Here is an 18,343-nt window from a genome sequence, read left to right as displayed (position 1 = left end):
CAAGGCAATTTACAGTAACTTAACGTTTTCCGGCATGCTCAAGATGCCTGAACCCTTTACGCTATTGATCTCGGGGATTTCTTTACAATATATTCGCAAAAACAGACTATTTACAATTACTTCACTATTTATTAACAGTTCCACAATAATCCTTTGCTAGACTTGGTTCGACATATCCTAGAAAAGGAATGGAGTGTACGTATTGAAAATAGCTGTATTGATTCCATGCTACAACGAGGAACAGACTATCGGAGACGTTATTGAAGCTTTCAGGAAACAGCTGCCGAATGCAGATATATATGTATTCGACAATAATTCAAAGGACAAAACAAGTGAAGTAGCACGAAAGCATGGTGCGATTGTCCGCCAAGAATTCCAGCAAGGGAAAGGACATGTTGTTCGTTCCATGTTCCGCAATATTGATGCTGACTGTTATGTGATGGTGGATGGAGACAACACGTATCCAGCAGAATTTGTCCATGATCTGATCGCGCCAATCCAAGAAGGACGAGCAAATATGGTCATTGGTGACCGACTTTCCAATGGTACGTATGTAAAAGAAAATAAACGTAAGTTCCATAACCTTGGCAATACGATGGTAAAGAACTGTATCAACTTTCTTTATAAAAAGAAGCTTAGCGACATTATGACCGGCTACCGCGCTTTTGACCGCCTGTTTGTTAAAACAATGCCGATTATGAGTCCTGGTTTTGAGATTGAAACAGAAATGACAATCCATGCGTTAGATAAGCGGCTGTCAATTGTCGAAGTGCCGATTCTGTATCGGGACCGTCCAGAAGGCAGTTATTCAAAACTGAATACATTAGCAGACGGACGCAAAGTTTTGTATAAGATCTTCACGCTATTCAAGGAGTATAAACCGATGCTATTTTTCACAGCATGGTCCATGCTGTTTCTGGTGCTTGGTTTAATTGTGGGAATACCCGTGATTGTTGAATACTTTAATACGCAGTTTATCACTCGTGTACCTTCTGCCATTCTGGCTGTCGGCTTGGTCGTCCTATCGGTTTTGAGCTTCGGATGCGGTGCGATACTGGATACTGTAGCTTCCAATCAGCGCAAGCAGTACGAATTGGAATTGAATCGGATCCAAGCTGAAACGAAACCAAAACCTGTCCAAGGTATGACCAGAACTGGAGGCTCTAAGTAATGCTGCAATTCCGGAATCTTTTGATGAGTGTGGCTGCAGGTTTTGCAGCCACTATTTCTGTATTAGCTGTTATGCAGGAAAGACAGGATACCTCCCTTTTGAAGTATGCTGTTCTTACTGCGATTAGCATTTGTTTCTTTTTTGCTTTCTTGACGTTTCGCAGAGGAGTTACGCATGCGATTCTGGAACGTCGTTACATATTAGCTGGTATTACGATCCTCTCTGTGTTTACGCTGATCAGCTTAATTGACTGGCCGCTGTTTCTTAATCGGCCTTGGTATGAGACGGTGATTGTTGATTTCATTTCACTGGCAGCGATTTTCTGTTTCTTTTCCTTTATCGCCTTTCTTTTATTGAGAGGGGGGTATGTATGGCAGCGATCTGAAATAAGCAAGTGGACGATTGTGTGGTATATGCTGCCGATGATTTTTGTCTGGATGTTTTACTTGCTGGCCTTCTTCCCCGGAAATATGAGTCCGGATTCCTTAAACCATTGGCGACAAGTGGAAAACATGGAATTCAACAACTGGCACCCGTTTGCTTATACAATGGTCATCCTTGCGCTGACACAAATTTGGGATTCACCGGCTGTTATCGTTATTTTCCAAATGCTGCTGTTGTCTTTTGTTTATGCTTACGGACTTTATTCCTTCCGCCAATATGGACTTGGAAAGAAGATTGCTTGGGCAGCGGCTATCCTTTGGGCGGTACTGCCAATCAACGGCATCTTCTCCACCATTCTCTGGAAGGACGTTGTTTATAGTACGTTTATCGTTTTCCTGACTATCTTTGTAATGAAGACTGTATTGCAAGAAGGGAAAAATCTGCGCACATGGAGCGGTATCGCTACCTTTACCGTTGTGCTATTAGGCATAGCATTTTTCCGAAATAACGGATTGCCGATTGCCATTATGACTGCAATTGGCATGCTTATCGCTTACCGCCGCATTTGGAAGCAGCTGCTGACACCGCTTGTGCTCGTCTCAGCGCTTTATGTGATTGTGACGGGACCAGTGTTTACAGCTTATAACATTCAATCAGCCAATCCGAACGAATCCATGAGCATCCCAACACAGCAAATAGCTGCTGTTGTCTCTCAAGACGGAGAGCTGACTGAGGAACAGCTTGCTTATTTGGATTCTATTTTGCCAATAAATGACTGGAATGCTTATAACCCGTATTTGACAGATCGAATCAAATTCCACGACAACTTTCATGATGAAGTCATCGTAGAAGATATGGGTAACTATTTATCCGTATGGTTCGATATTGTGAAGCAAAATCCTGCCTTGGTAACAGAGGCTTACTTAAAACAAACGTCATTAGTATGGCAGATTAATAAGCCAGTTGACGGATACACAAATCCTTACACAATTGATGTGGACCCGAATGAAATGGGACTGGAAACGAAACCGGTCAGCCAAACATTGTACGATGGGGTAGAATATTTGCTGGAAACATCTCGCTACCATACAGAAGAGCTGTTCTGGCGCCCAGCGGTATTCAGTATTTTCATCATCTTTTTCACCTTAATTGCTTCACGTAAGTTAGGAGCAGTAGCTTGGCTGCCGATCTTACCGGTTCTTTTTAATACAGCGACAATCTTTGTCGGCTTGCCGGCACAGGATTATCGATACCTTGTAAGCAATGCAATGGTAAGTATCTTCTTCCTGCTCTTTGCTAGTCTGTATAAGAAAGGAAAGGAACCCGCTTATGGAGTCCATGCAGCTCGAAAGTAAACCGCAGCATAACCCGAAGCTTGGCCTTGTGTTCATTCTGCTGTCTGCCGCATTCACAAGTGTCGGACAGTTATTATGGAAAATTGCGGATGGAGAGATCAACCTTCCTCTACTGATCGGCTGCGTTTGTTATGGTGCAGGGGCGATAACGATGATTACGGCGTTTCGATTTGGCAAGCTAAGCGTACTGCACCCATTGCTAAGCTTGGGTTATGTGTTTGCATTATTCATGGGAGCGTTTTTCTTAGAAGAACATATTTCACTCATGCATATCGGTGGCACTGCTTTAATTATTGTCGGCGCCATCTTGATTGGGGGCGGTGACAATTAGCTGGGTTTTATTACTGTCATGTACACTGCTCGGAGCTTTTGGCGGATTCTTCTTCAAACGCGCAAGCGATCCGCTAGTAAAGACGTACCGCGCTTTAATTATCGGCCTTGCCTGTTACGGTTCGGCAGCATTAATCAATATCTATGTATTGACGCTCCTTCCATACTCGATCGTATTCCCGCTGACGGCGATTACGTATGTGTGGACACTCTTACTATCGTATTATTTCTTGAAAGAACATATCAAACTGCGGCAGACAATCGGTGTCGGACTGCTTGTTGCCGGTGCCGCATGCCTTGTTCTTTAAAAAAAGACTCCGATTCATACATCATGAATCGGAGTCTTTTTCTTCTGTTATATCCTTATTAATTAGCCTGTAAGGACGAACCCTCACTAGCTCTGTGAATTGCTGTGATACATGTAAAGTGGAAAACTTAAAGTCTGTATCCGCCCACCGCATGATGAAACCAACAGTAGCTGCCATTTGAAAGTGAATCATCAAATCATAATCCACGGGGATACTCTGTTCCTCCGTTTCCATATATATATCACCAGATAAGCATTCCACAAAAACGTTCAGCATCTTGTCATGTATATCTGAATACAAAATTCGCAGCGCCTGTAATACGCGTCTCTCCTCATAGATATGCGTAAAAATCCGCATCGTTGACGGGGCCTGCTCTTGTAAATTAACATACGCTCTATGTTTATACGGCTCCAGCAATGCTATTGCAATGCCATCCAAAAAGTCCTGCAAAATTCTTTCTTTCAAGCTCTCCTTATCGGCAAAGTGCTTGTAAAAAGTACCGCGATTATAATCCGCTTCATCAGCAATTTGCTGAATACTGATTCGTTTCTCTTCCTCTGCTAAAACCAAGTCAACATATGCTCGCTTGAATGCGTTTATGCTCCTCCTGCTGCGACGATCTGTCTTCCCATTCATCAACAAAACAGTCCCTTTTGTCGTTTATTATTACTCTGCTGTATTATTTTTATACGAGTGTTGATTAGGTTACATTCCCCAGATTATTGCGTATTGTTACTTCCCTGTCAATGCGCTAAGATTACTATAACAAGGTATATATCGATTTTTTTGTTCGAATTTTAGGAGGCTGGCACAGTGAAGGAATTCCATAATAAGGTCGTATTAATCACTGGTGCTGCGGGCGGTATCGGATCAGCTGCAGCCATAGCTTTTGCAGAAGCAGGTGCAAAGCTCGCTTTAGTTGATCTATCACTAACAGCTTTAGAAGAAGCAGCTGCTTCTATTGATACAGAAAAGCTTCTGCTGCCGGCTGATGTGACGAGGGAACAAGATACAGAACGCTACGTTCAAGAAACCATCAACCGTTTTGGACGTATTGATGTGTTTATTAATCACGCTGGCGTTAGTGGTGATTTTCTTCCAATAACGGAACAAACAGCGGAAAGCCTTCAAGATGTGCTCCAAGTCAATGTTGTCGGCACTTTTCTTGGATTAAAGCATGTGCTGCGTGTTATGATACACCAAAAAGGCGGTGCTGTAGTTAACACTGCTTGTGCTGGGAGCTTGCTGGGCGGCCCTGGCATGAGTACGTATGTAGCTTCCAAGCATGCTCTGCTTGGCTTGAATAAAACTGCCGCTTTAGAGGTAGCGGAGCAGGGAATACGTGTGAACGCGGTATGTCCTTCGGCGGCTGATACAGAGTGGATGGATGCAATTGAAACAAAAGCCGCCAGCGGCCACGAAGAAGCAGCGCGCCGCGGGTTTGAAGCAAGTGTACCGAAGAATCGTTATGCAAAAGTGAAAGAAATAACCGATGTAATGCTCTTTCTTGCTTCCAATAAAGCTAGCTTTATTACCGGTTCCTATTTCCGCATTGACGGCGGACAAGGGACCACTTCCGCATAAAAAAAGAAAGACGAGCGACATAGATTGTCAGTCTCGTCTTTTTTATTTGGACTCTAATTCATCTTTCAATCTATCGTAAAGAATACGCGCACCTTCCGGACTAAGGTATAAATTATCTGCGTACTGCTTATTCTCAGACGTAATCTCTCCGGTTATCGCACAAGTAAAACCAGGCTGATATTTTCGGAAGATGATCTTATCACCTTCAACAAAGATTTCCACTGGATCTTTTTCCTCAATGCCGAACTCTCTTCTAATTTCTTTTGGCACAACAACACGGCCAAGATGGTCCACGCGTCTTGTAATTCCAGTGCTTTTCATGAAAACGCCTCCTTTACTGTGATAGATTTACTATACTATATTTTTCTAATTATTGAAAATCTTATGACTGAAAAAAAGAGCACAAACATTGCTATGTTCATGCTCCTTTCTGTTACTGCAAAATACGCTGAAGCTCATTGCGCGTTTGATCTGCTATTGCTGCTTCAGATCCGAGATAGAATATCTCTGGCTGCTTGCCAATCTGGCTTAAGAATGCTCGTGTTGGCTTCGTCACTGCGTTAGGTCTCGTTAACACGATAGGAGCATCATACTTTGCTCCCAGCGGTGCACCGGACAGACTATCTACTGTCGTCTGGCCGTTAGCAAAGAATACTTGATCCGGATTAGATCCGTAGTACTTCGTTATAACAGCCGTATTCGTTGCGTAGCGGTCAGGCCCATAAACGCGTTCCACAGAAGCACCCAGCTGCTTAATTTGGTTTACAACATTTTTTGATACGACTGTTTCACTGCCGATAATAGTTACTTTTCTAATAGCATTATTTCTTATATAGCTCTTCACGTCATCATGCAGCGTGCCCGTTCTTGTCAGCAAGATTGGGATCCCTTCTTTACCGGCATGCGGCCCAATTGTCAGCGCATCTGGTGAGTTTTCATCTCCGACAGCCAAGAAAATCTCAGAAGGCTTACTAGCCACCTCCGTCACTTCTTCTGCTACCTCGACAGCTGTTGCGTACCTGTGCGAGCCAGCAACACGCTTAATGCCGCTCCCCGGGAAATATTTACGCAGCTCGCTTTCCACATTTTTCGAAATAGCTGGTTCCGCACCGACAATATAAATTGTTGACGGATTTAATCTGTCAATTTCCGTAATTGTCACTTGTTCCAGCCGATCTTGATCTGTCAGTAAAAGCGGCGAATCGAGCTGTGCTGCTAAGACGCTTCCAGTAAATGCATCAATCGGCAAATCACTGCGTCCCAGCACGACCGCTTTCGGAGACTCTAAGTGCCAGCCATAATTGGAAATACTTGCGCTCGTTGCATTACGACGGGCACCTTCTAAATTATGCACAACAACAGGTGCTTTGCTTAAGTACCCACTGGCAACATAACCGTTTTTCCCACTGCTTGTTTGAACAGGATACCAAACATAGTGATTCACATTTGAATCATTTGCTTTGTAGTTTCCTGTTATTGTTAGTTTCTCTCCTCTAAGCAGTGATCCGATAGAGGAGCCATTTGGGCTGCTGCGGAATGTCAGGCTGTTAGCCGTGACATAAGCTGTGCTGCCTTTCTGAAAGTTCTGGGTGCTTTCATGTAATGGCCCTGGAGTAGTTACATGATCTGTTTGGAACGAAAAGTACGTCCCAAGTTTCCCTGTGATTCTTCCAGGAGTCAGTAAGTGCGTCGGGAATGGTGTCGCGGATACCAACGACTGATTCTCCATCTCCTTATAAACAAGCTCCTGATAAGCTGTCTGCGGGTTTGCAATCGGATCATTTCGCTCTAATCTGCCGTTATAAGCTAGGATAGCAAAATACCAGTTTTCCAGTTTATCTGGATTTCCATCGTTTACTACCGGTATCAAATTATAAGGTAAGCTGGATTCAGCTTTTGCATTAGCTTCGTTCCACTTATCCTTCAGAATCTTCATACCGCGCTCAATGTTATAATCGATGTCGTGCATCAGACGTTCTATCTCTTCTTTATCGCCGCGATTATAATCAGAAACCTGCATAATACCGATTCCAATACAATCATAGCCTATTACGACATTCGAACCATCTGCAATCGAGCATGACTGCTGATAAGAAGGCGTGCTGCCCGTCCAGTACTGCTTCCAGCCGCTTTCGCGAAAGGCGATTGACTTCACAATCTCAGGCGGCACATTGTACGCATTGGCAGCATCCGTCAGCTTCTTGCTTATTTCAGCATAGCTTGGATTTGCATGATTCGCAGAACTTGCACGGAACATACTCCGCTTCACACCCTGATCCGCTGCTTCGGTATGCTTTCCTTCTTGCTGTACTTGCTGCGGTGTAACTGCAAATGCCTCAATATATACTTCCGTTGGGGCTGCCAACGGGACATTTTGTTCTATCTTAGGATAGCTGACTTCAACTGTTGCTTTTTCCTCATTTACTGTCAGCCTAGCTCCTTCAAATAAATCAGATTGATAAATGCGGTCCAGGTTTTCTGCTGTGACATGTAAAATGTCGAACTGCAGCGCCTGAGCAGTACCGTGAGTTCGGTACTCAACGATCAAATAAGATTCACTCTTAATGGTCGTTTCTATAATGGAAGCAACATCTGTATCCGGGATAGTGGACGTATAAAGTTCCCCTGCATCCCCAGTAATTTGTAACGAGCCATTCTCCTTGTTCGTAACCTTAGCTACTTTTCCATCTGATAATTGCACGGAGTCTGTACCCGCTGCAAAAGCATAAAAGCTCTCTTCTGCTTGGACATCTAACGGCCGAATTACCGCTAAGCAAGCGAGAATTAGACCTGCAAAAAGGACAATCGCCAACGTCGATCTGTTCTTTTCCACCTGTTACCCTCTTTCTTTTCATAGATTCGCAGTACAAAGGTTTCTGTCGAAATATGTAACTGCTTCTTTTTCACTATAGAAAGAGCAGGTGGATTTTACTAGACACAAAGACAAAACTTAACATTCTATCATACGGTTTTACATTCAGTTTACAAAAAAAGTCCAACTAATCGTTGGACTTTTCGTTCGTATTAAACTGAAAATATCTTTGTTAGACGTGGCTTGATTGCATCCACCTCATAGGAGGCTGCGGTTTTTTGGGCACCCGCTTTTATCACCTGCTTGGCTTCTTCCGAAAGGTCCATATAGGTGATGATGCTGCCAGCCAGCTCTTCCGCTGAACCTGGTTCAAAGAAAAAGCCATTTCTTCCATTCTCCATATAATCAAGCAATCCAGCCATGCGGCTGCCAATTACCGGTGTTCCGCAGGCCATCGCTTCCAATCCAACTAGGCCAAGGCTTTCTCCTTCCCGCATGGTGGGAAAGCAGAAGATTTCCATACTATTGTAGACACTGTTCAGCTTTTGCTGGGACAGCAGCGGAAAATGAACAAGCACTTCCCGAAGGCCGTAACTGTCTACCATTTCATCAAATGCTTCTTTTTCTAAACCGTCGCCGATAAACAATAATTTGTGATTGTTCAATCTGCCTTCCTGCTTCAAGATATTTGCAGCCTTCAGATACACATCCCAGCCTTTACCTCGATCAATGCGGCCAACAAATCCGATATATTTGTAGGAAGTATCCAAATTTAATTCTTGGTAAGCATGCTGCGGATCCTTTTCATAGAAGGTTTCCTTATTAATGCCGCCTGAAGGGAAGATTTCAATCCGATTAGTCAGCCCGTATTTTTTCAGTACTAGCTGCTTGTAATACGCGCTTGGCGTAATAACGGTGTCGGATACCTCCAACAGCCGCTTTACATAAGGCTGATATTTCTCCCTTTTCTTGAATTCAGGCACCACATCACTGCCATGCACATTTGTATAAATAACCAAATTTTTATTCAGTTTTTTTGCTATTAACACGGGAATGGAATTATGCGTGGCATAGTGAACATAAGTAACATCATATTTCCGAAAGATAGACTTGCCGATTATGCGGAAGAAATGACTTCCGTATGCCAGCAGCTTTCCGATGGAACTGGACTGTTTCGTAACGACGGTGCGATCAAAAGTCGCACCTGCCTGGGCCAGTATCTTTTCTGTATTTTCGACGAACACACCATAGTTGGGATGTTCTTTGCTTGGATACATGTTTGCGATTAAATGAACTTTCATAAATGAGCCCCTTACGTACGTGATTGTAAACAAATTGTACGCTTATTCACCAATTGTTGCAGTATGATTGGAGATATCTTTAAAAACAATTTACAATCAATAATCTAACAATCAATAATCTAACAATCAATAATCTAACAACCCTAGCAGAAATTCATAGCTTGTAAACGATTCTCGAAAGTCTGACCACTTGATTCGCTGCGGTTTCCACGGTGTCACAAACGGTTCATTGTCATAATAATCACCTGCTCGAGCCGGTATCGTTGTGCCCGATTCCATTCCTGTGGTAATAGCTGCTTGCTTGTCGTTCTTAGCTCCGACTTTGACATTCGTTGTAAAAGCCTGTCCGTTAGCCATCGTCCAAATCTTTCCATTTTTAATTTGCTGAGGTTTTACTGCAGGAGCTTGACTTGCATAAGCAAGCAGAATATCTGTTTTGAGATGATAACCTGCCACTAGCTTGTCCGCTTGTTCCTCCTCTAATTGATAGGATGCTTCAAAGGTATATAAGCTTGTCTTATCCTTGATGGATGTAGGCTGATCCGCCAGCTCTGTAATTTCCCCTTCTAAAATAGGACCATTGTCTGCTACTGCTGCTTTTACTGTCATGCCGCTTTGCACTTGTTTTCGTTCTGCTTCTTTCAGCTCGCCGGAAATAACCAAGTCGCTGCTATTAATTGTAATGACAGGCGCTTCTCCAGGCGCAGCAATGTCTTTGATTGTGCCGGCAGCTGGACTTGTAACCGTGACATATTCACCTGTATCTTCTAACGCTGACAGCTGATCTTCTGCAGCTGACAGTGCCGCTCGTTTTTCGGCAAGCTCTTTTTCCAGACTGATACGATAATGCTCCTGTCTTTGAGCTGTCTGTTCTTCCGCGGCCACTTGCAATGCTTCACTTATTGCTTCAACGCCGGCACTTTCTTTTGCTACCTCTGTATTCTCAAAAGTTTCTGGAATAGTGATATCAGTTGGGAGTGCACCTGCAGCAACGTCCGTCTCGTCTAATTGGTTCATTGCCTGTTCGACAGCAGCTGTCTGCTCCTCTAACGTTGCAATAGATGCTGATAGATCTCGGTGCGTTTTCGTATAATCAGTAACTTGATAAGTAAAGAGATCATCGCCCTCCTCAACTGCATCCCCTTTTTCCACAAACATTTCCGATAAAGAACCAGAAGCTGCTTGGAGGTACACTGGAATTTCATCTGCGGAAGTGAGTACAGCAGGAGCAGATAACGTCTCTTCCACATCTTGGGCCATCACCTGCTCCCAGTCTTGAATAAAATTCGTTCGTCCGATTCGACCTTCATCGTCCCAGAACAGAAGACCTATATTAAGTAGCACAAAGACGACTGCTGCTGGCAGAAAAATTTTCTTAATCACCCTTAAGCCCTCCTATGCAAAGATGAATGCTACAAGCTTATTTCCGATACCGCCAAGCAATGTAAGTAACAGCACATAGCAAAGATACAACACGCTGACGATAATCCATACATGCCAACGTTTTGCTGGAAACAAGACAAGCAAGCAACGGGTCTGAAAATATAAAACGAACAGCTGGAATATAGACACAGCACCAAATAAACTAATCACCCATGGTTTATCTGTAAACAGGTCTGCAAGCACACCGAGTGAAAATGGCGACCGATTCCATTCCAATCCGGCAGCCGGTAATAAAAGCAGCCAGGTGAGCGCTTCAAATAAGAAGACGATACCGACGCTTAGCTGCATCACCACCAGCTTTTGATACGGAATTTCATAAAATAAATAGAATACTAGTGAAACGACAAAGAGAACGAGGAGCCCTATGACTAACCCAAACACTAACCGTCCAATCACAAACCAAAGTTTGGCGTATTCATAGTCAGATCCAGCATAGTCGGCTCTCAATTGATTCAATGTCTCTGTCCCGGCCCCGATCCATCCAAGAGCCGCATAAACGGTGCAAAAAGCAATTAGGAGCAAAGTCGTCCATAGCCAATGTCCTCGCAGAGTTTCCGCTTCCCGCAGCTTGAATAATGTTTCTTTCGGACTCGTCAAAAGGCGGAAAGGATTTGTATGATATGTCATGTTCGGCCATCCTTTTTCTATGTATATAGTAAAAGATTAACTTAATTTCTTAAAATTTGCACATTATTTACAATAAAAAAATAGACTGGCGAAATACCAGTCTATTTGGCGAATGTGTTGCTCGGTCTGAGTGCTCTGTTTGTTTTTGCCTGACGAGGTACCACCGGACTGCTTAATTTTGCTTTCACATATTGCAGCAGCATATAAGTAACAAGCGATAGTCCGTATAAGATTGGTGCATAAAGGAGTCCCCAAGCAAATGTATGAATAAATGGTGATTGATCCAAAGCCTGATCCAAGATGCTGCGCCATAATGTGTGGATCAAATAGATACCTACTACATTTTTAGCGACAATACCTACATAACGATGCTTTCCGATATTCCGCGTTTTCAAGGTGAACAGCAGCAGTAAAACGGTTAACGGAATCGTACTAATTAAGTACTCTCCTTGCGGCAAATCCATGTTGTAATGAAGAATGAAACGCTCGATCAAATGCAGTGCGAAGCCGGATACTGCAAGCATCCCAACCGTTCTTGCCTTTATATTTTGCATCGCTTGCACAAGCTGCTTTTCATACAAACCAAAACATGCTCCAAGCGCTGTATAAAACAATCCGAAGTAAATTCCATTCCGCGTCGTTTCCTCCATCGTAACATGGAAAAGCGGTCCATATGATTGGCCCATCAATCCGATTAAATTGAGTAAAAGACCTGCCAGTAATGTCAGTTTAAGCAGGTGCAATCGATATGCTGCGTAAATGATAATAATGGAAAAGATTAAAGCGAACATAAACCACAGCTGGTATTGCGTATAAGATATACCGTCCAGCAATGTGCGCCATTGGAATGTATCTTGGAGATAAGCTGTGAGGGCTGCTTTTTGCTCACTCATCGTTCCAGCTGAAGTGGTAATTATTTTAATAAGGTCATATATCCAATAAAATGTGAACCATGCTGCCAAAAGTCCAATCAGCTTGCCGGTATAGCGCTTGAAATAAGCAAATGTATCTTCCGTTCGTTCCAGTTTCATAGCAAATAAATAGCCGGATGCAGCAAAGAAAAACGGCACAGAGAATCGTGCGAGTGTGTCAATGATGAATGCCCATGTTTCCCCGTTACCGAATGGGACAGCCGTATCACGGAACGTGTGTGTATGAATACAAACGACACCGAAAATGGCCAGGCATTTAAAGAAGTCGATGGAGTAATTTCTCGTCATGTGCATCTACCTGCTTTCTTTGTTCTACAGAATATTATCCGTCCTTTCTTCTTTATATACCCCCGTTCCCTCGCCAACAAGGCTTTTAACAGAACTGTAATGACAATACAATCTAGGTGCAATATGATTACAAACTCTATCCACTAGACCTTATTTTTTCCATAAAAAAAAGCACTTACTTTTGTAAGCACTTAATGGGCATTTACTAATGCTTTTAGATAAAGATCCAGTTTCTTTGCACGACTCGGTGTTTTGCATCCTGGCTGTATGAAATATTCATCAAATAAATCAGACAGTTCATCGAAGCGGCTATCTTGTAAAATAGCTTGGTTCCATTCATATAGCCGGCTGTATTGCTCGATATAGCGTTTCATCTTCTTCTCAAATCCGGCCAAATGATTTGCTGATGGCATACCGAAAAACGCAGCTCGCGCCGGATCGAATATTGGGTAATGTACATTCAGCAAATGCAAAAGATGTGTTACTTGCGGAAACTGCATAGAAGGATTACCACGTCGGTTCTTCACTTCATACAGTGTTTCTGTTAACTCGACAATACCACGCTTGTCCGGATTTCTGGCAGCCTCTTGAAACAAATGGTAAAAGGTCTGTTCGAATTCCTCGGTCAAATTGGGATTTACTAAACCTATGTAATGCTTTAACACGTATCGGAATACCGAGTGGTGTTCGTTTTTTCTAGCCTCCCGGCGTAAATACGCGTCAAGCGCGATGTCGTCTTGGCTGATAGATGTCAAAAGCTGTCCTTTGTGCAGCTGCAGCTGCTCTAAAAGTCCCGCTTCGGTGTATGTGTCGCGCATAAGACAGTTGTCCTCCTCCACTTCTAAGCTACTACTGATAGTTTACATGATAACATATCCAGCTCAGGAAGAAGAAGCAATGCGACAGCCTTAAGACAAGCTTTGCCCAGCAAAAAAATGTTCATTATTCAGTAACGCAATCACAGTTCCAGTGCGTTTGTATTGCTGGTCAAAGGAACGCTCAGATGTTTCGACAAATAAAGCAGTACCATTATAAAAGCCTACTTGCGTGCGGCTTTTGGTTTCTTTATAAGTTTGGATGTGATAGAAGGATAGCCAGACGCAATGTGTATTCGTAGGTGAGGATGTTGGGAGCATAAAAACGCCATGTGCTGGATGCACTGGAATCGGCACCTTCTTATCTGTCCGCAAAAGTCTGCCGATTGCATGTACCCTGCCTTCATAGGAGGAACCATACTGCATGCAGCTATGGTCGATAATGGAAAGAGGTGATTGTTCAACTAAAATTTCCTTGTCTGCTTCCAAAACGCGGGATTGATAAATTGGATCATACAGACGAATAATGGCTATGGTATTTCGTGTGATTATATACTGTTCCCTTGTTTCTGTGTGCATGGTGTCCTCCTTCAGTAATCGCTTGTACAAGACTATATTACTATAAAGGAGGTTGCCAAACCGTAAAATGATTGTAAAAAATAGTAAAAAAGAACGAAGCATGTCGCTTCGTTCGTTTATTTAATTGCAAATGTAATTTCTGCTTCACAAGCTAGCTCGCCGTCTACCGTTGCCGTTGCTTTACCTTTGCCGATAGGCCCTTTCAGACGGATAATCTCCACCTCAAGCTTCAATGTATCACCAGGAACTACTTGGCGTTTAAAGCGGCATTTATCAACACCTGCAAGGAAACCGATTTTTCCTTTGTTTTCTTCTTTCATTAGCATCGCAAACGCACCAGTTTGCGCTAGCGCTTCTATAATCAGTACGCCTGGCATTACAGGATGATCTGGGAAATGGCCTTGGAAGAATGGTTCATTGATGGTCACGTTCTTCTTCGCAACAGCGCGTTTGCCTTCTTCAATCTCTGTTATTTGATCCACAAGTAAAAATGGATAGCGGTGCGGGATTATTTCTTTGATTTGTTGTACATTATACATAATATGGTGAGCCTCCTGAATGGTTGTCTTTCCTAAGGTATTATAACAAAAACAAAGCCTGTATGTTTAGCTTGTCTCTCATACAGGGTATGTTTTTATAAAACAGTTGTAAGGAGGTAGCCAAATGCTAAATTTATTACTATGGATCGGCATCATCGTTGTTGCTTTCTGGCTTCTTGGTGTCATTTTTAATATTCTTGGAGGAATAATTCATATTCTCCTCATCATTGCGGTTATTATGTTTGTTATTTATGCCATTAAGAAGAGCAGGGGTAAGCGATAGAAAAAAGCTGGTCCGGATTCCGGAACCAGCTTTTTTTATGATTTCTCATTAACCAAGTTATAAATATGTGTCCATGTATCTCGTTTCAGGACGTCAAAGGCATTGCCGTCGCCCAGTACGCCATATCCGAAGAGCATACCAAGCAGAAGGAAAATGATCAGAATGACCGGCACGACAAGTAATCGAAGCCAAATTGGGAAGGCTCTTCTGCGTTGTTTTTTTGGCGCTTTCTTTCCTTCCGCCTGCTTCTTTTTGTCGTGCTCTTCTTTTGTTTGAAGTTTGGATGCATTATCCGGCATAACGTACTGGCTCCTTACTATTATCTAATCTGATTGATAAGACCGCTCATTTGATCACTCATGGAGATAGAGCGAGCATTAAACTGATACGCTCGCTGTGTATTTATCATTGCTGTCATCTGCTGGCTCAGATCAACGTTCGATCCTTCCAGACTGCCTGCCTGCAGCTCTACTTCATCTTGCCCTATTGCTCGGGCGAGTGCTGGGTCAGCCAATGTAAAATTATTGTCTCCTGTGCGTGTCAAAACACGGGGATTATCAATGGCTGTTATTGCTAAATTCGCTTCCACAGCATTTACCCCGTTACGATCTACCACAATCTCTCCGCGGTCATTGATTGTAATACTATCAAAATCAGCTTGCAATGCAATAGGACCTTCGGCACTGTTCACAAAATCTCCATCCGCAGTCGTTAAGGCAACTGTTCCATTATCTTGCGGCTGCAGATAGAAGTTTCCAGCGCGCGTATATTGTTCCTGACCATCTTCCGCTGTAATCGTGAAAAATTGGTTGTCATTCACAAGTGCAGCATCTAAGATACGGTCTGTGGTTTTGATGGTACCCATGGTCATAAGTGGATTGGTACTGCTTAGATAAGAACCAGCTCCGATTCGGATTCCGTCACTTGTGGCGCGATTTTGCTCATTCGCTTCGTCAGCGGGCGGATTGTTCATCTGCTGAAAAAGTAAGGAAGAGAAATTCGCGTTTTGTGTCTTATAGCCTGTTGTATTCGTGTTCGCCATATTATTCGCAATAAGGTCCAATCGATTCTGCAGCTGCCCCATCGTGACTGCTGCTTGTGTCATCATTCTGCTCATGTTGCTCTTCCTCCCTTACAGCTTCCCAACTTCATTAACTGCTTTTCCTAAACTCTCATCGTAAGCTTTCATCACTTTTTGGTTCATTTCAAATGTCCGGTAAGCCTGCATCATGTCGGCCATCGTTTGCTGCAAGTTAACATTTGATCCTTCTACTGCACCTTGGACAATATTGTATGTAACTCCGTCCATCGCTCGAGCATCTGCCACTTGTGCTTCATTGCTCGCACTATATACATTTTCTCCTTGCTTGTCCAGCAGATTGCTATCTTGTACATACGATAAGCCAAGCTGTATATTACGGCCGTCAGCAAACTGCATCGTTCCATCCGCTGTCAGCTTATACGTTTGATTGTTTGTCTGGATTGCATTACCTTCTGTATCCAGTACATAGCTGCCTTGATCGTTTGTCAAAAAACCATCTGCATCAATCGTAAAATTACCGTTCCGTGTATAAGCTTCTCCTGCAGCTGTTTGTACAGTGAAGAAAATAGAGCCATTTTCATCTGGAACATTGCCGTCTACAAGTGCGGTATCTGTACTAATACCAGTCTCCCGCAAATCACCCTGCACGAAATTCGGAATTGTTTCTTGTACGTATACTCCCGAATTAATGCTGCCGATTTCCTTAGATGTGGTGATAAAACCTGATCCGTTCATGGAAGTCGGTTTACTTTCCATGGACTTCATAAGCATCTCAGGAAAAGCACGCAGCTGTCCTTGGTCCGCTTTGTATCCATTCGTATTCACATTGGCTAAGTTGTTGGACAGAACTTCTTGTCGGCGCTGCTGGGCAAGCATACCGGATGCTGCTGTATATAATCCTTTTAGCAAAGCGTAAATCCTCCTAGGTTCATTACAATGTTAATCTGTTTCTCTTCCCTATATATCGGCTGAACGCTAAATAAATTAAACCCCTTCTGCAAACAGAAGAGGTCAATTTTTAAACTGCTTTGCGTTTTTCCAGCTTGTCAATGTTCTCCAGCATAATACCAGTACCTTTTGCTACGCAGTCCATTGGTTCTTCTGCAATGAAGACAGGAACCTTCAACTGCTCTGCAAGCAGCTGATCAATGCCGTGCAGCATCGCACCGCCGCCAGTCAAGATAATACCGCGGTCAATAATATCTGCAGACAGCTCAGGAGGTGTCTGTTCCAGCACGATTCGCGCCGCTTGTACAATCAATGCTACTGATTCACGAAGTGCTTCTTCGATTTCTTCTGAATAGACTGTAATAGTACGCGGAAGGCCGCTTACCATGTCTCGTCCTCTAATATCAATTGATTCCTGACGTGAACCTTGGAATACAGTTGCAATCTCAATCTTGATATTCTCTGCTGTACGTTCCCCGATTAACAGTTTGTATTTTCGTTTGATATATTGCAGGATTTCTGCATCAAACTTATCACCGGCCATTCGGATTGATTGTGCAGTGACAATATCACCCATTGATAGGACTGCTACGTCTGTTGTACCGCCGCCAATGTCAACAACCATATTACCGCTTGGCTGGAAGATATCCATTCCAGCGCCAATTGCAGCGATTTTCGGTTCTTCTTCCAAGTATACTTTCTTACCGCCTGATTTTTCCGCTGCCTCTTTAATTGCTTTTTGTTCAACCTTCGTGATGTTTGTCGGGCAGCAGATCAGCATGCGCGGTTTGGAAAGAAAACCTTTTACATTGATCTTGTTGATGAAATAGCGAAGCATTGCTTCTGTTACATCAAAATCAGCGATTACGCCGTCTTTCAACGGACGAATCGCCTCAATATTGCCAGGTGTTCTGCCTACCATGCGTCGTGCTTCTTCCCCAACTTCCAGTACATTCCCTGTATTCCTGTCCATCGCGACAACGGATGGTTCGTTGAGAACGATTCCTTTTCCTTTTACATGTATTAGTACGTTTGCCGTACCAAGGTCAATTCCTATATCTCGTGCCAATATCCTCAGATCCTCCCTGTAAGATAGAAACTTTGTCGCATCCGTTCGAGAACATAATGCTACTTAGTATATATTCTAGCATAAAACATGGAGAATAGTAGCAAATTATGAAAGAAAATAAGGATAAAAGTAGCAATGTCAGGAAGAGAATGGATGTTCACTTACAGGATTTAAATTAAGTTTCAGGCAGGCGATTCGGTATTTGTTTCGACACTATATTTCAATTTAGTAGCTTCTCCGCCCCGTAAATGGCGAATTGCTTTATGATAATCAAGGATTTCTTTTACTTCATTAGCAAGATCTGGGTTGATTTCAGGCAGCCTTTCTGTCAAATCCTTATGCACCGTACTTTTAGATACACCAAATTCTTTCGCAATTACACGTACTGTTTTCTTCGTCTCCACAATGTGCTTGCCTATGCGCACCGTGCGCTCTTTAATATAATCATGCACAGCTCATGCCTCCTTAAGTTGACGGTTCTTGATGTTCGTGAGACAAGATGAGAAGCAGACGTGAATCATATATGTACGATT

The 18,343-nt window shown here is 43.1% G+C and carries 21 protein-coding genes; 6 read left to right on the top strand and 15 right to left on the bottom strand.

Translation table 11 applies throughout. The features are described 5' to 3' along the window. Positions 1-202: 202 nt before the first annotated feature. Genes CRO17_RS03435 through CRO17_RS03420 form a run of 4 tightly spaced genes read left to right on the top strand, consistent with a single transcriptional unit; the run spans position 203 to position 3,548 of the window. Complete coding sequence (locus CRO17_RS03435) at positions 203-1,171, top strand: glycosyltransferase family 2 protein (protein WP_097039261.1); 969 nt, start codon at positions 203-205, stop codon at positions 1,169-1,171. Then, a complete protein-coding gene (locus CRO17_RS03430) occupies positions 1,171-2,910 on the top strand; it encodes a DUF6020 family protein (protein WP_097039259.1) in 1,740 nt (579 codons plus the stop codon). The genes CRO17_RS03435 and CRO17_RS03430 overlap by 1 nt, the downstream gene beginning before the upstream one ends. Then, positions 2,885-3,241: a DMT family transporter gene (locus tag CRO17_RS03425; RefSeq protein WP_245864580.1), complete on the top strand. Its 357-nt coding sequence runs from the start codon at positions 2,885-2,887 to the stop codon at positions 3,239-3,241. Before CRO17_RS03430 ends, CRO17_RS03425 begins: the two co-directional genes overlap by 26 nt. Further along, the gene (locus CRO17_RS03420; RefSeq protein ID WP_245864578.1) at positions 3,231-3,548 is read left to right on the top strand and encodes an EamA family transporter; all 318 of its coding nucleotides are present in this window, start codon (positions 3,231-3,233) and stop codon (positions 3,546-3,548) included. Before CRO17_RS03425 ends, CRO17_RS03420 begins: the two co-directional genes overlap by 11 nt. 21 nt (positions 3,549-3,569) lie before the next feature. On the opposite strand, the gene CRO17_RS03415 is transcribed toward CRO17_RS03420, so the two are convergent. Next, positions 3,570-4,184 (bottom strand): TetR/AcrR family transcriptional regulator, encoded by a 615-nt coding sequence (locus CRO17_RS03415; RefSeq protein ID WP_097039255.1) that lies wholly within the window; start codon positions 4,182-4,184, stop codon positions 3,570-3,572. A gap of 177 nt (positions 4,185-4,361) precedes the next feature. Here CRO17_RS03415 and CRO17_RS03410 point away from each other — a divergent pair, with 177 nt between their 5' ends. Beyond that, a complete protein-coding gene (locus CRO17_RS03410; RefSeq protein ID WP_097039253.1) occupies positions 4,362-5,132 on the top strand; it encodes an SDR family NAD(P)-dependent oxidoreductase in 771 nt (256 codons plus the stop codon). Between the two features lie 42 nt (positions 5,133-5,174). Here the strand turns inward: CRO17_RS03410 and CRO17_RS03405 are convergent, their stop codons facing one another. From CRO17_RS03405 to fabZ, 9 genes are all read right to left on the bottom strand, one after another. Next, positions 5,175-5,453, bottom strand: a complete 279-nt coding sequence (locus tag CRO17_RS03405) for an AbrB/MazE/SpoVT family DNA-binding domain-containing protein (protein ID WP_097039251.1) — start codon at positions 5,451-5,453, stop codon at positions 5,175-5,177. A gap of 112 nt (positions 5,454-5,565) precedes the next feature. Continuing rightward, a complete protein-coding gene (locus CRO17_RS03400) occupies positions 5,566-7,965 on the bottom strand; it encodes a cell wall-binding repeat-containing protein (RefSeq protein ID WP_097039249.1) in 2,400 nt (799 codons plus the stop codon). Positions 7,966-8,156: 191 nt separating this feature from the next. Then, on the bottom strand, positions 8,157-9,245 hold the full coding sequence (locus CRO17_RS03395; RefSeq protein ID WP_097039248.1) for a glycosyltransferase family 4 protein: 1,089 nt from the start codon (positions 9,243-9,245) through the stop codon (positions 8,157-8,159). Positions 9,246-9,371: 126 nt separating this feature from the next. After that, positions 9,372-10,628 carry an efflux RND transporter periplasmic adaptor subunit gene (locus CRO17_RS03390; RefSeq protein ID WP_097039246.1) on the bottom strand — a complete coding sequence of 419 codons (1,257 nt, stop codon included), beginning with the start codon at positions 10,626-10,628 and terminating at the stop codon, positions 9,372-9,374. A gap of 12 nt (positions 10,629-10,640) precedes the next feature. After that, positions 10,641-11,315, bottom strand: coding sequence for a hypothetical protein (locus CRO17_RS03385; RefSeq protein ID WP_097039244.1), 675 nt, complete (start codon positions 11,313-11,315; stop codon positions 10,641-10,643). 101 nt (positions 11,316-11,416) lie between these two features. Beyond that, positions 11,417-12,535: an acyltransferase gene (locus CRO17_RS03380; RefSeq protein ID WP_179636795.1), complete on the bottom strand. Its 1,119-nt coding sequence runs from the start codon at positions 12,533-12,535 to the stop codon at positions 11,417-11,419. Between the two features lie 191 nt (positions 12,536-12,726). After that, on the bottom strand, positions 12,727-13,353 hold the full coding sequence (locus tag CRO17_RS03375) for a hypothetical protein (RefSeq protein ID WP_097039240.1): 627 nt from the start codon (positions 13,351-13,353) through the stop codon (positions 12,727-12,729). A gap of 90 nt (positions 13,354-13,443) precedes the next feature. Continuing rightward, positions 13,444-13,929 (bottom strand): competence protein ComK, encoded by a 486-nt coding sequence (locus CRO17_RS03370; RefSeq protein WP_179636793.1) that lies wholly within the window; start codon positions 13,927-13,929, stop codon positions 13,444-13,446. Positions 13,930-14,045: 116 nt separating this feature from the next. Next, positions 14,046-14,468 carry a 3-hydroxyacyl-ACP dehydratase FabZ gene (fabZ, locus tag CRO17_RS03365; RefSeq protein ID WP_097039236.1) on the bottom strand — a complete coding sequence of 141 codons (423 nt, stop codon included), beginning with the start codon at positions 14,466-14,468 and terminating at the stop codon, positions 14,046-14,048. A gap of 124 nt (positions 14,469-14,592) precedes the next feature. On the opposite strand from fabZ, the gene CRO17_RS17325 reads away from it, so the two are divergent. Further along, positions 14,593-14,751 carry a lmo0937 family membrane protein gene (locus CRO17_RS17325; protein ID WP_143595986.1) on the top strand — a complete coding sequence of 53 codons (159 nt, stop codon included), beginning with the start codon at positions 14,593-14,595 and terminating at the stop codon, positions 14,749-14,751. A gap of 35 nt (positions 14,752-14,786) precedes the next feature. Here the strand turns inward: CRO17_RS17325 and CRO17_RS03360 are convergent, their stop codons facing one another. From CRO17_RS03360 to spoIIID, 5 genes are all read right to left on the bottom strand, one after another. Then, positions 14,787-15,050: a DNA-directed RNA polymerase subunit beta gene (locus CRO17_RS03360; RefSeq protein ID WP_097039234.1), complete on the bottom strand. Its 264-nt coding sequence runs from the start codon at positions 15,048-15,050 to the stop codon at positions 14,787-14,789. Positions 15,051-15,070: 20 nt separating this feature from the next. After that, positions 15,071-15,868: a flagellar hook-basal body protein gene (locus CRO17_RS03355; protein ID WP_097039232.1), complete on the bottom strand. Its 798-nt coding sequence runs from the start codon at positions 15,866-15,868 to the stop codon at positions 15,071-15,073. 15 nt (positions 15,869-15,883) lie between these two features. Then, positions 15,884-16,702, bottom strand: coding sequence for a flagellar hook-basal body protein (locus CRO17_RS03350; RefSeq protein ID WP_097039230.1), 819 nt, complete (start codon positions 16,700-16,702; stop codon positions 15,884-15,886). A 109-nt stretch (positions 16,703-16,811) separates the two neighbouring features. Then, the gene (mreB, locus tag CRO17_RS03345) at positions 16,812-17,813 is read right to left on the bottom strand and encodes a rod shape-determining protein (protein WP_097039228.1); all 1,002 of its coding nucleotides are present in this window, start codon (positions 17,811-17,813) and stop codon (positions 16,812-16,814) included. A 179-nt stretch (positions 17,814-17,992) separates the two neighbouring features. Continuing rightward, on the bottom strand, positions 17,993-18,262 hold the full coding sequence (spoIIID, locus tag CRO17_RS03340) for a sporulation transcriptional regulator SpoIIID (protein ID WP_077307162.1): 270 nt from the start codon (positions 18,260-18,262) through the stop codon (positions 17,993-17,995). Positions 18,263-18,343 lie beyond the last annotated feature (81 nt).

This window comes from Terribacillus aidingensis (genome assembly GCF_900215625.1).
Lineage (GTDB): Bacteria > Bacillota > Bacilli > Bacillales > Amphibacillaceae > Terribacillus > Terribacillus aidingensis.
The sequence above is the reverse complement of the archived record's forward strand: the minus strand, read 5'-3'. Positions and strand labels throughout refer to the sequence as shown.

Bases quoted from the DNA above. Each gene is read 5' to 3' on its own strand.
- CRO17_RS03430 (WP_097039259.1), top strand. From the start codon at position 1,171: ATGCTGCAATTCCGGAATCTTTTGATGAGTGTGGCTGCAGGTTTTGCA.
- CRO17_RS03425 (WP_245864580.1), top strand. From the start codon at position 2,885: ATGGAGTCCATGCAGCTCGAAAGTAAACCGCAGCATAACCCGAAGCTT.
- CRO17_RS03415 (WP_097039255.1), bottom strand. From the start codon at position 4,184: ATGAATGGGAAGACAGATCGTCGCAGCAGGAGGAGCATAAACGCATTC.
- CRO17_RS03405 (WP_097039251.1), bottom strand. From the start codon at position 5,453: ATGAAAAGCACTGGAATTACAAGACGCGTGGACCATCTTGGCCGTGTT.
- CRO17_RS03395 (WP_097039248.1), bottom strand. From the start codon at position 9,245: ATGAAAGTTCATTTAATCGCAAACATGTATCCAAGCAAAGAACATCCC.
- CRO17_RS03385 (WP_097039244.1), bottom strand. From the start codon at position 11,315: ATGACATATCATACAAATCCTTTCCGCCTTTTGACGAGTCCGAAAGAA.
- CRO17_RS03380 (WP_179636795.1), bottom strand. From the start codon at position 12,535: ATGACGAGAAATTACTCCATCGACTTCTTTAAATGCCTGGCCATTTTC.
- CRO17_RS03375 (WP_097039240.1), bottom strand. From the start codon at position 13,353: ATGCGCGACACATACACCGAAGCGGGACTTTTAGAGCAGCTGCAGCTG.
- CRO17_RS03370 (WP_179636793.1), bottom strand. From the start codon at position 13,929: ATGCACACAGAAACAAGGGAACAGTATATAATCACACGAAATACCATA.
- fabZ (WP_097039236.1), bottom strand. From the start codon at position 14,468: ATGTATAATGTACAACAAATCAAAGAAATAATCCCGCACCGCTATCCA.
- CRO17_RS17325 (WP_143595986.1), top strand. From the start codon at position 14,593: ATGCTAAATTTATTACTATGGATCGGCATCATCGTTGTTGCTTTCTGG.
- CRO17_RS03360 (WP_097039234.1), bottom strand. From the start codon at position 15,050: ATGCCGGATAATGCATCCAAACTTCAAACAAAAGAAGAGCACGACAAA.
- CRO17_RS03355 (WP_097039232.1), bottom strand. From the start codon at position 15,868: ATGAGCAGAATGATGACACAAGCAGCAGTCACGATGGGGCAGCTGCAG.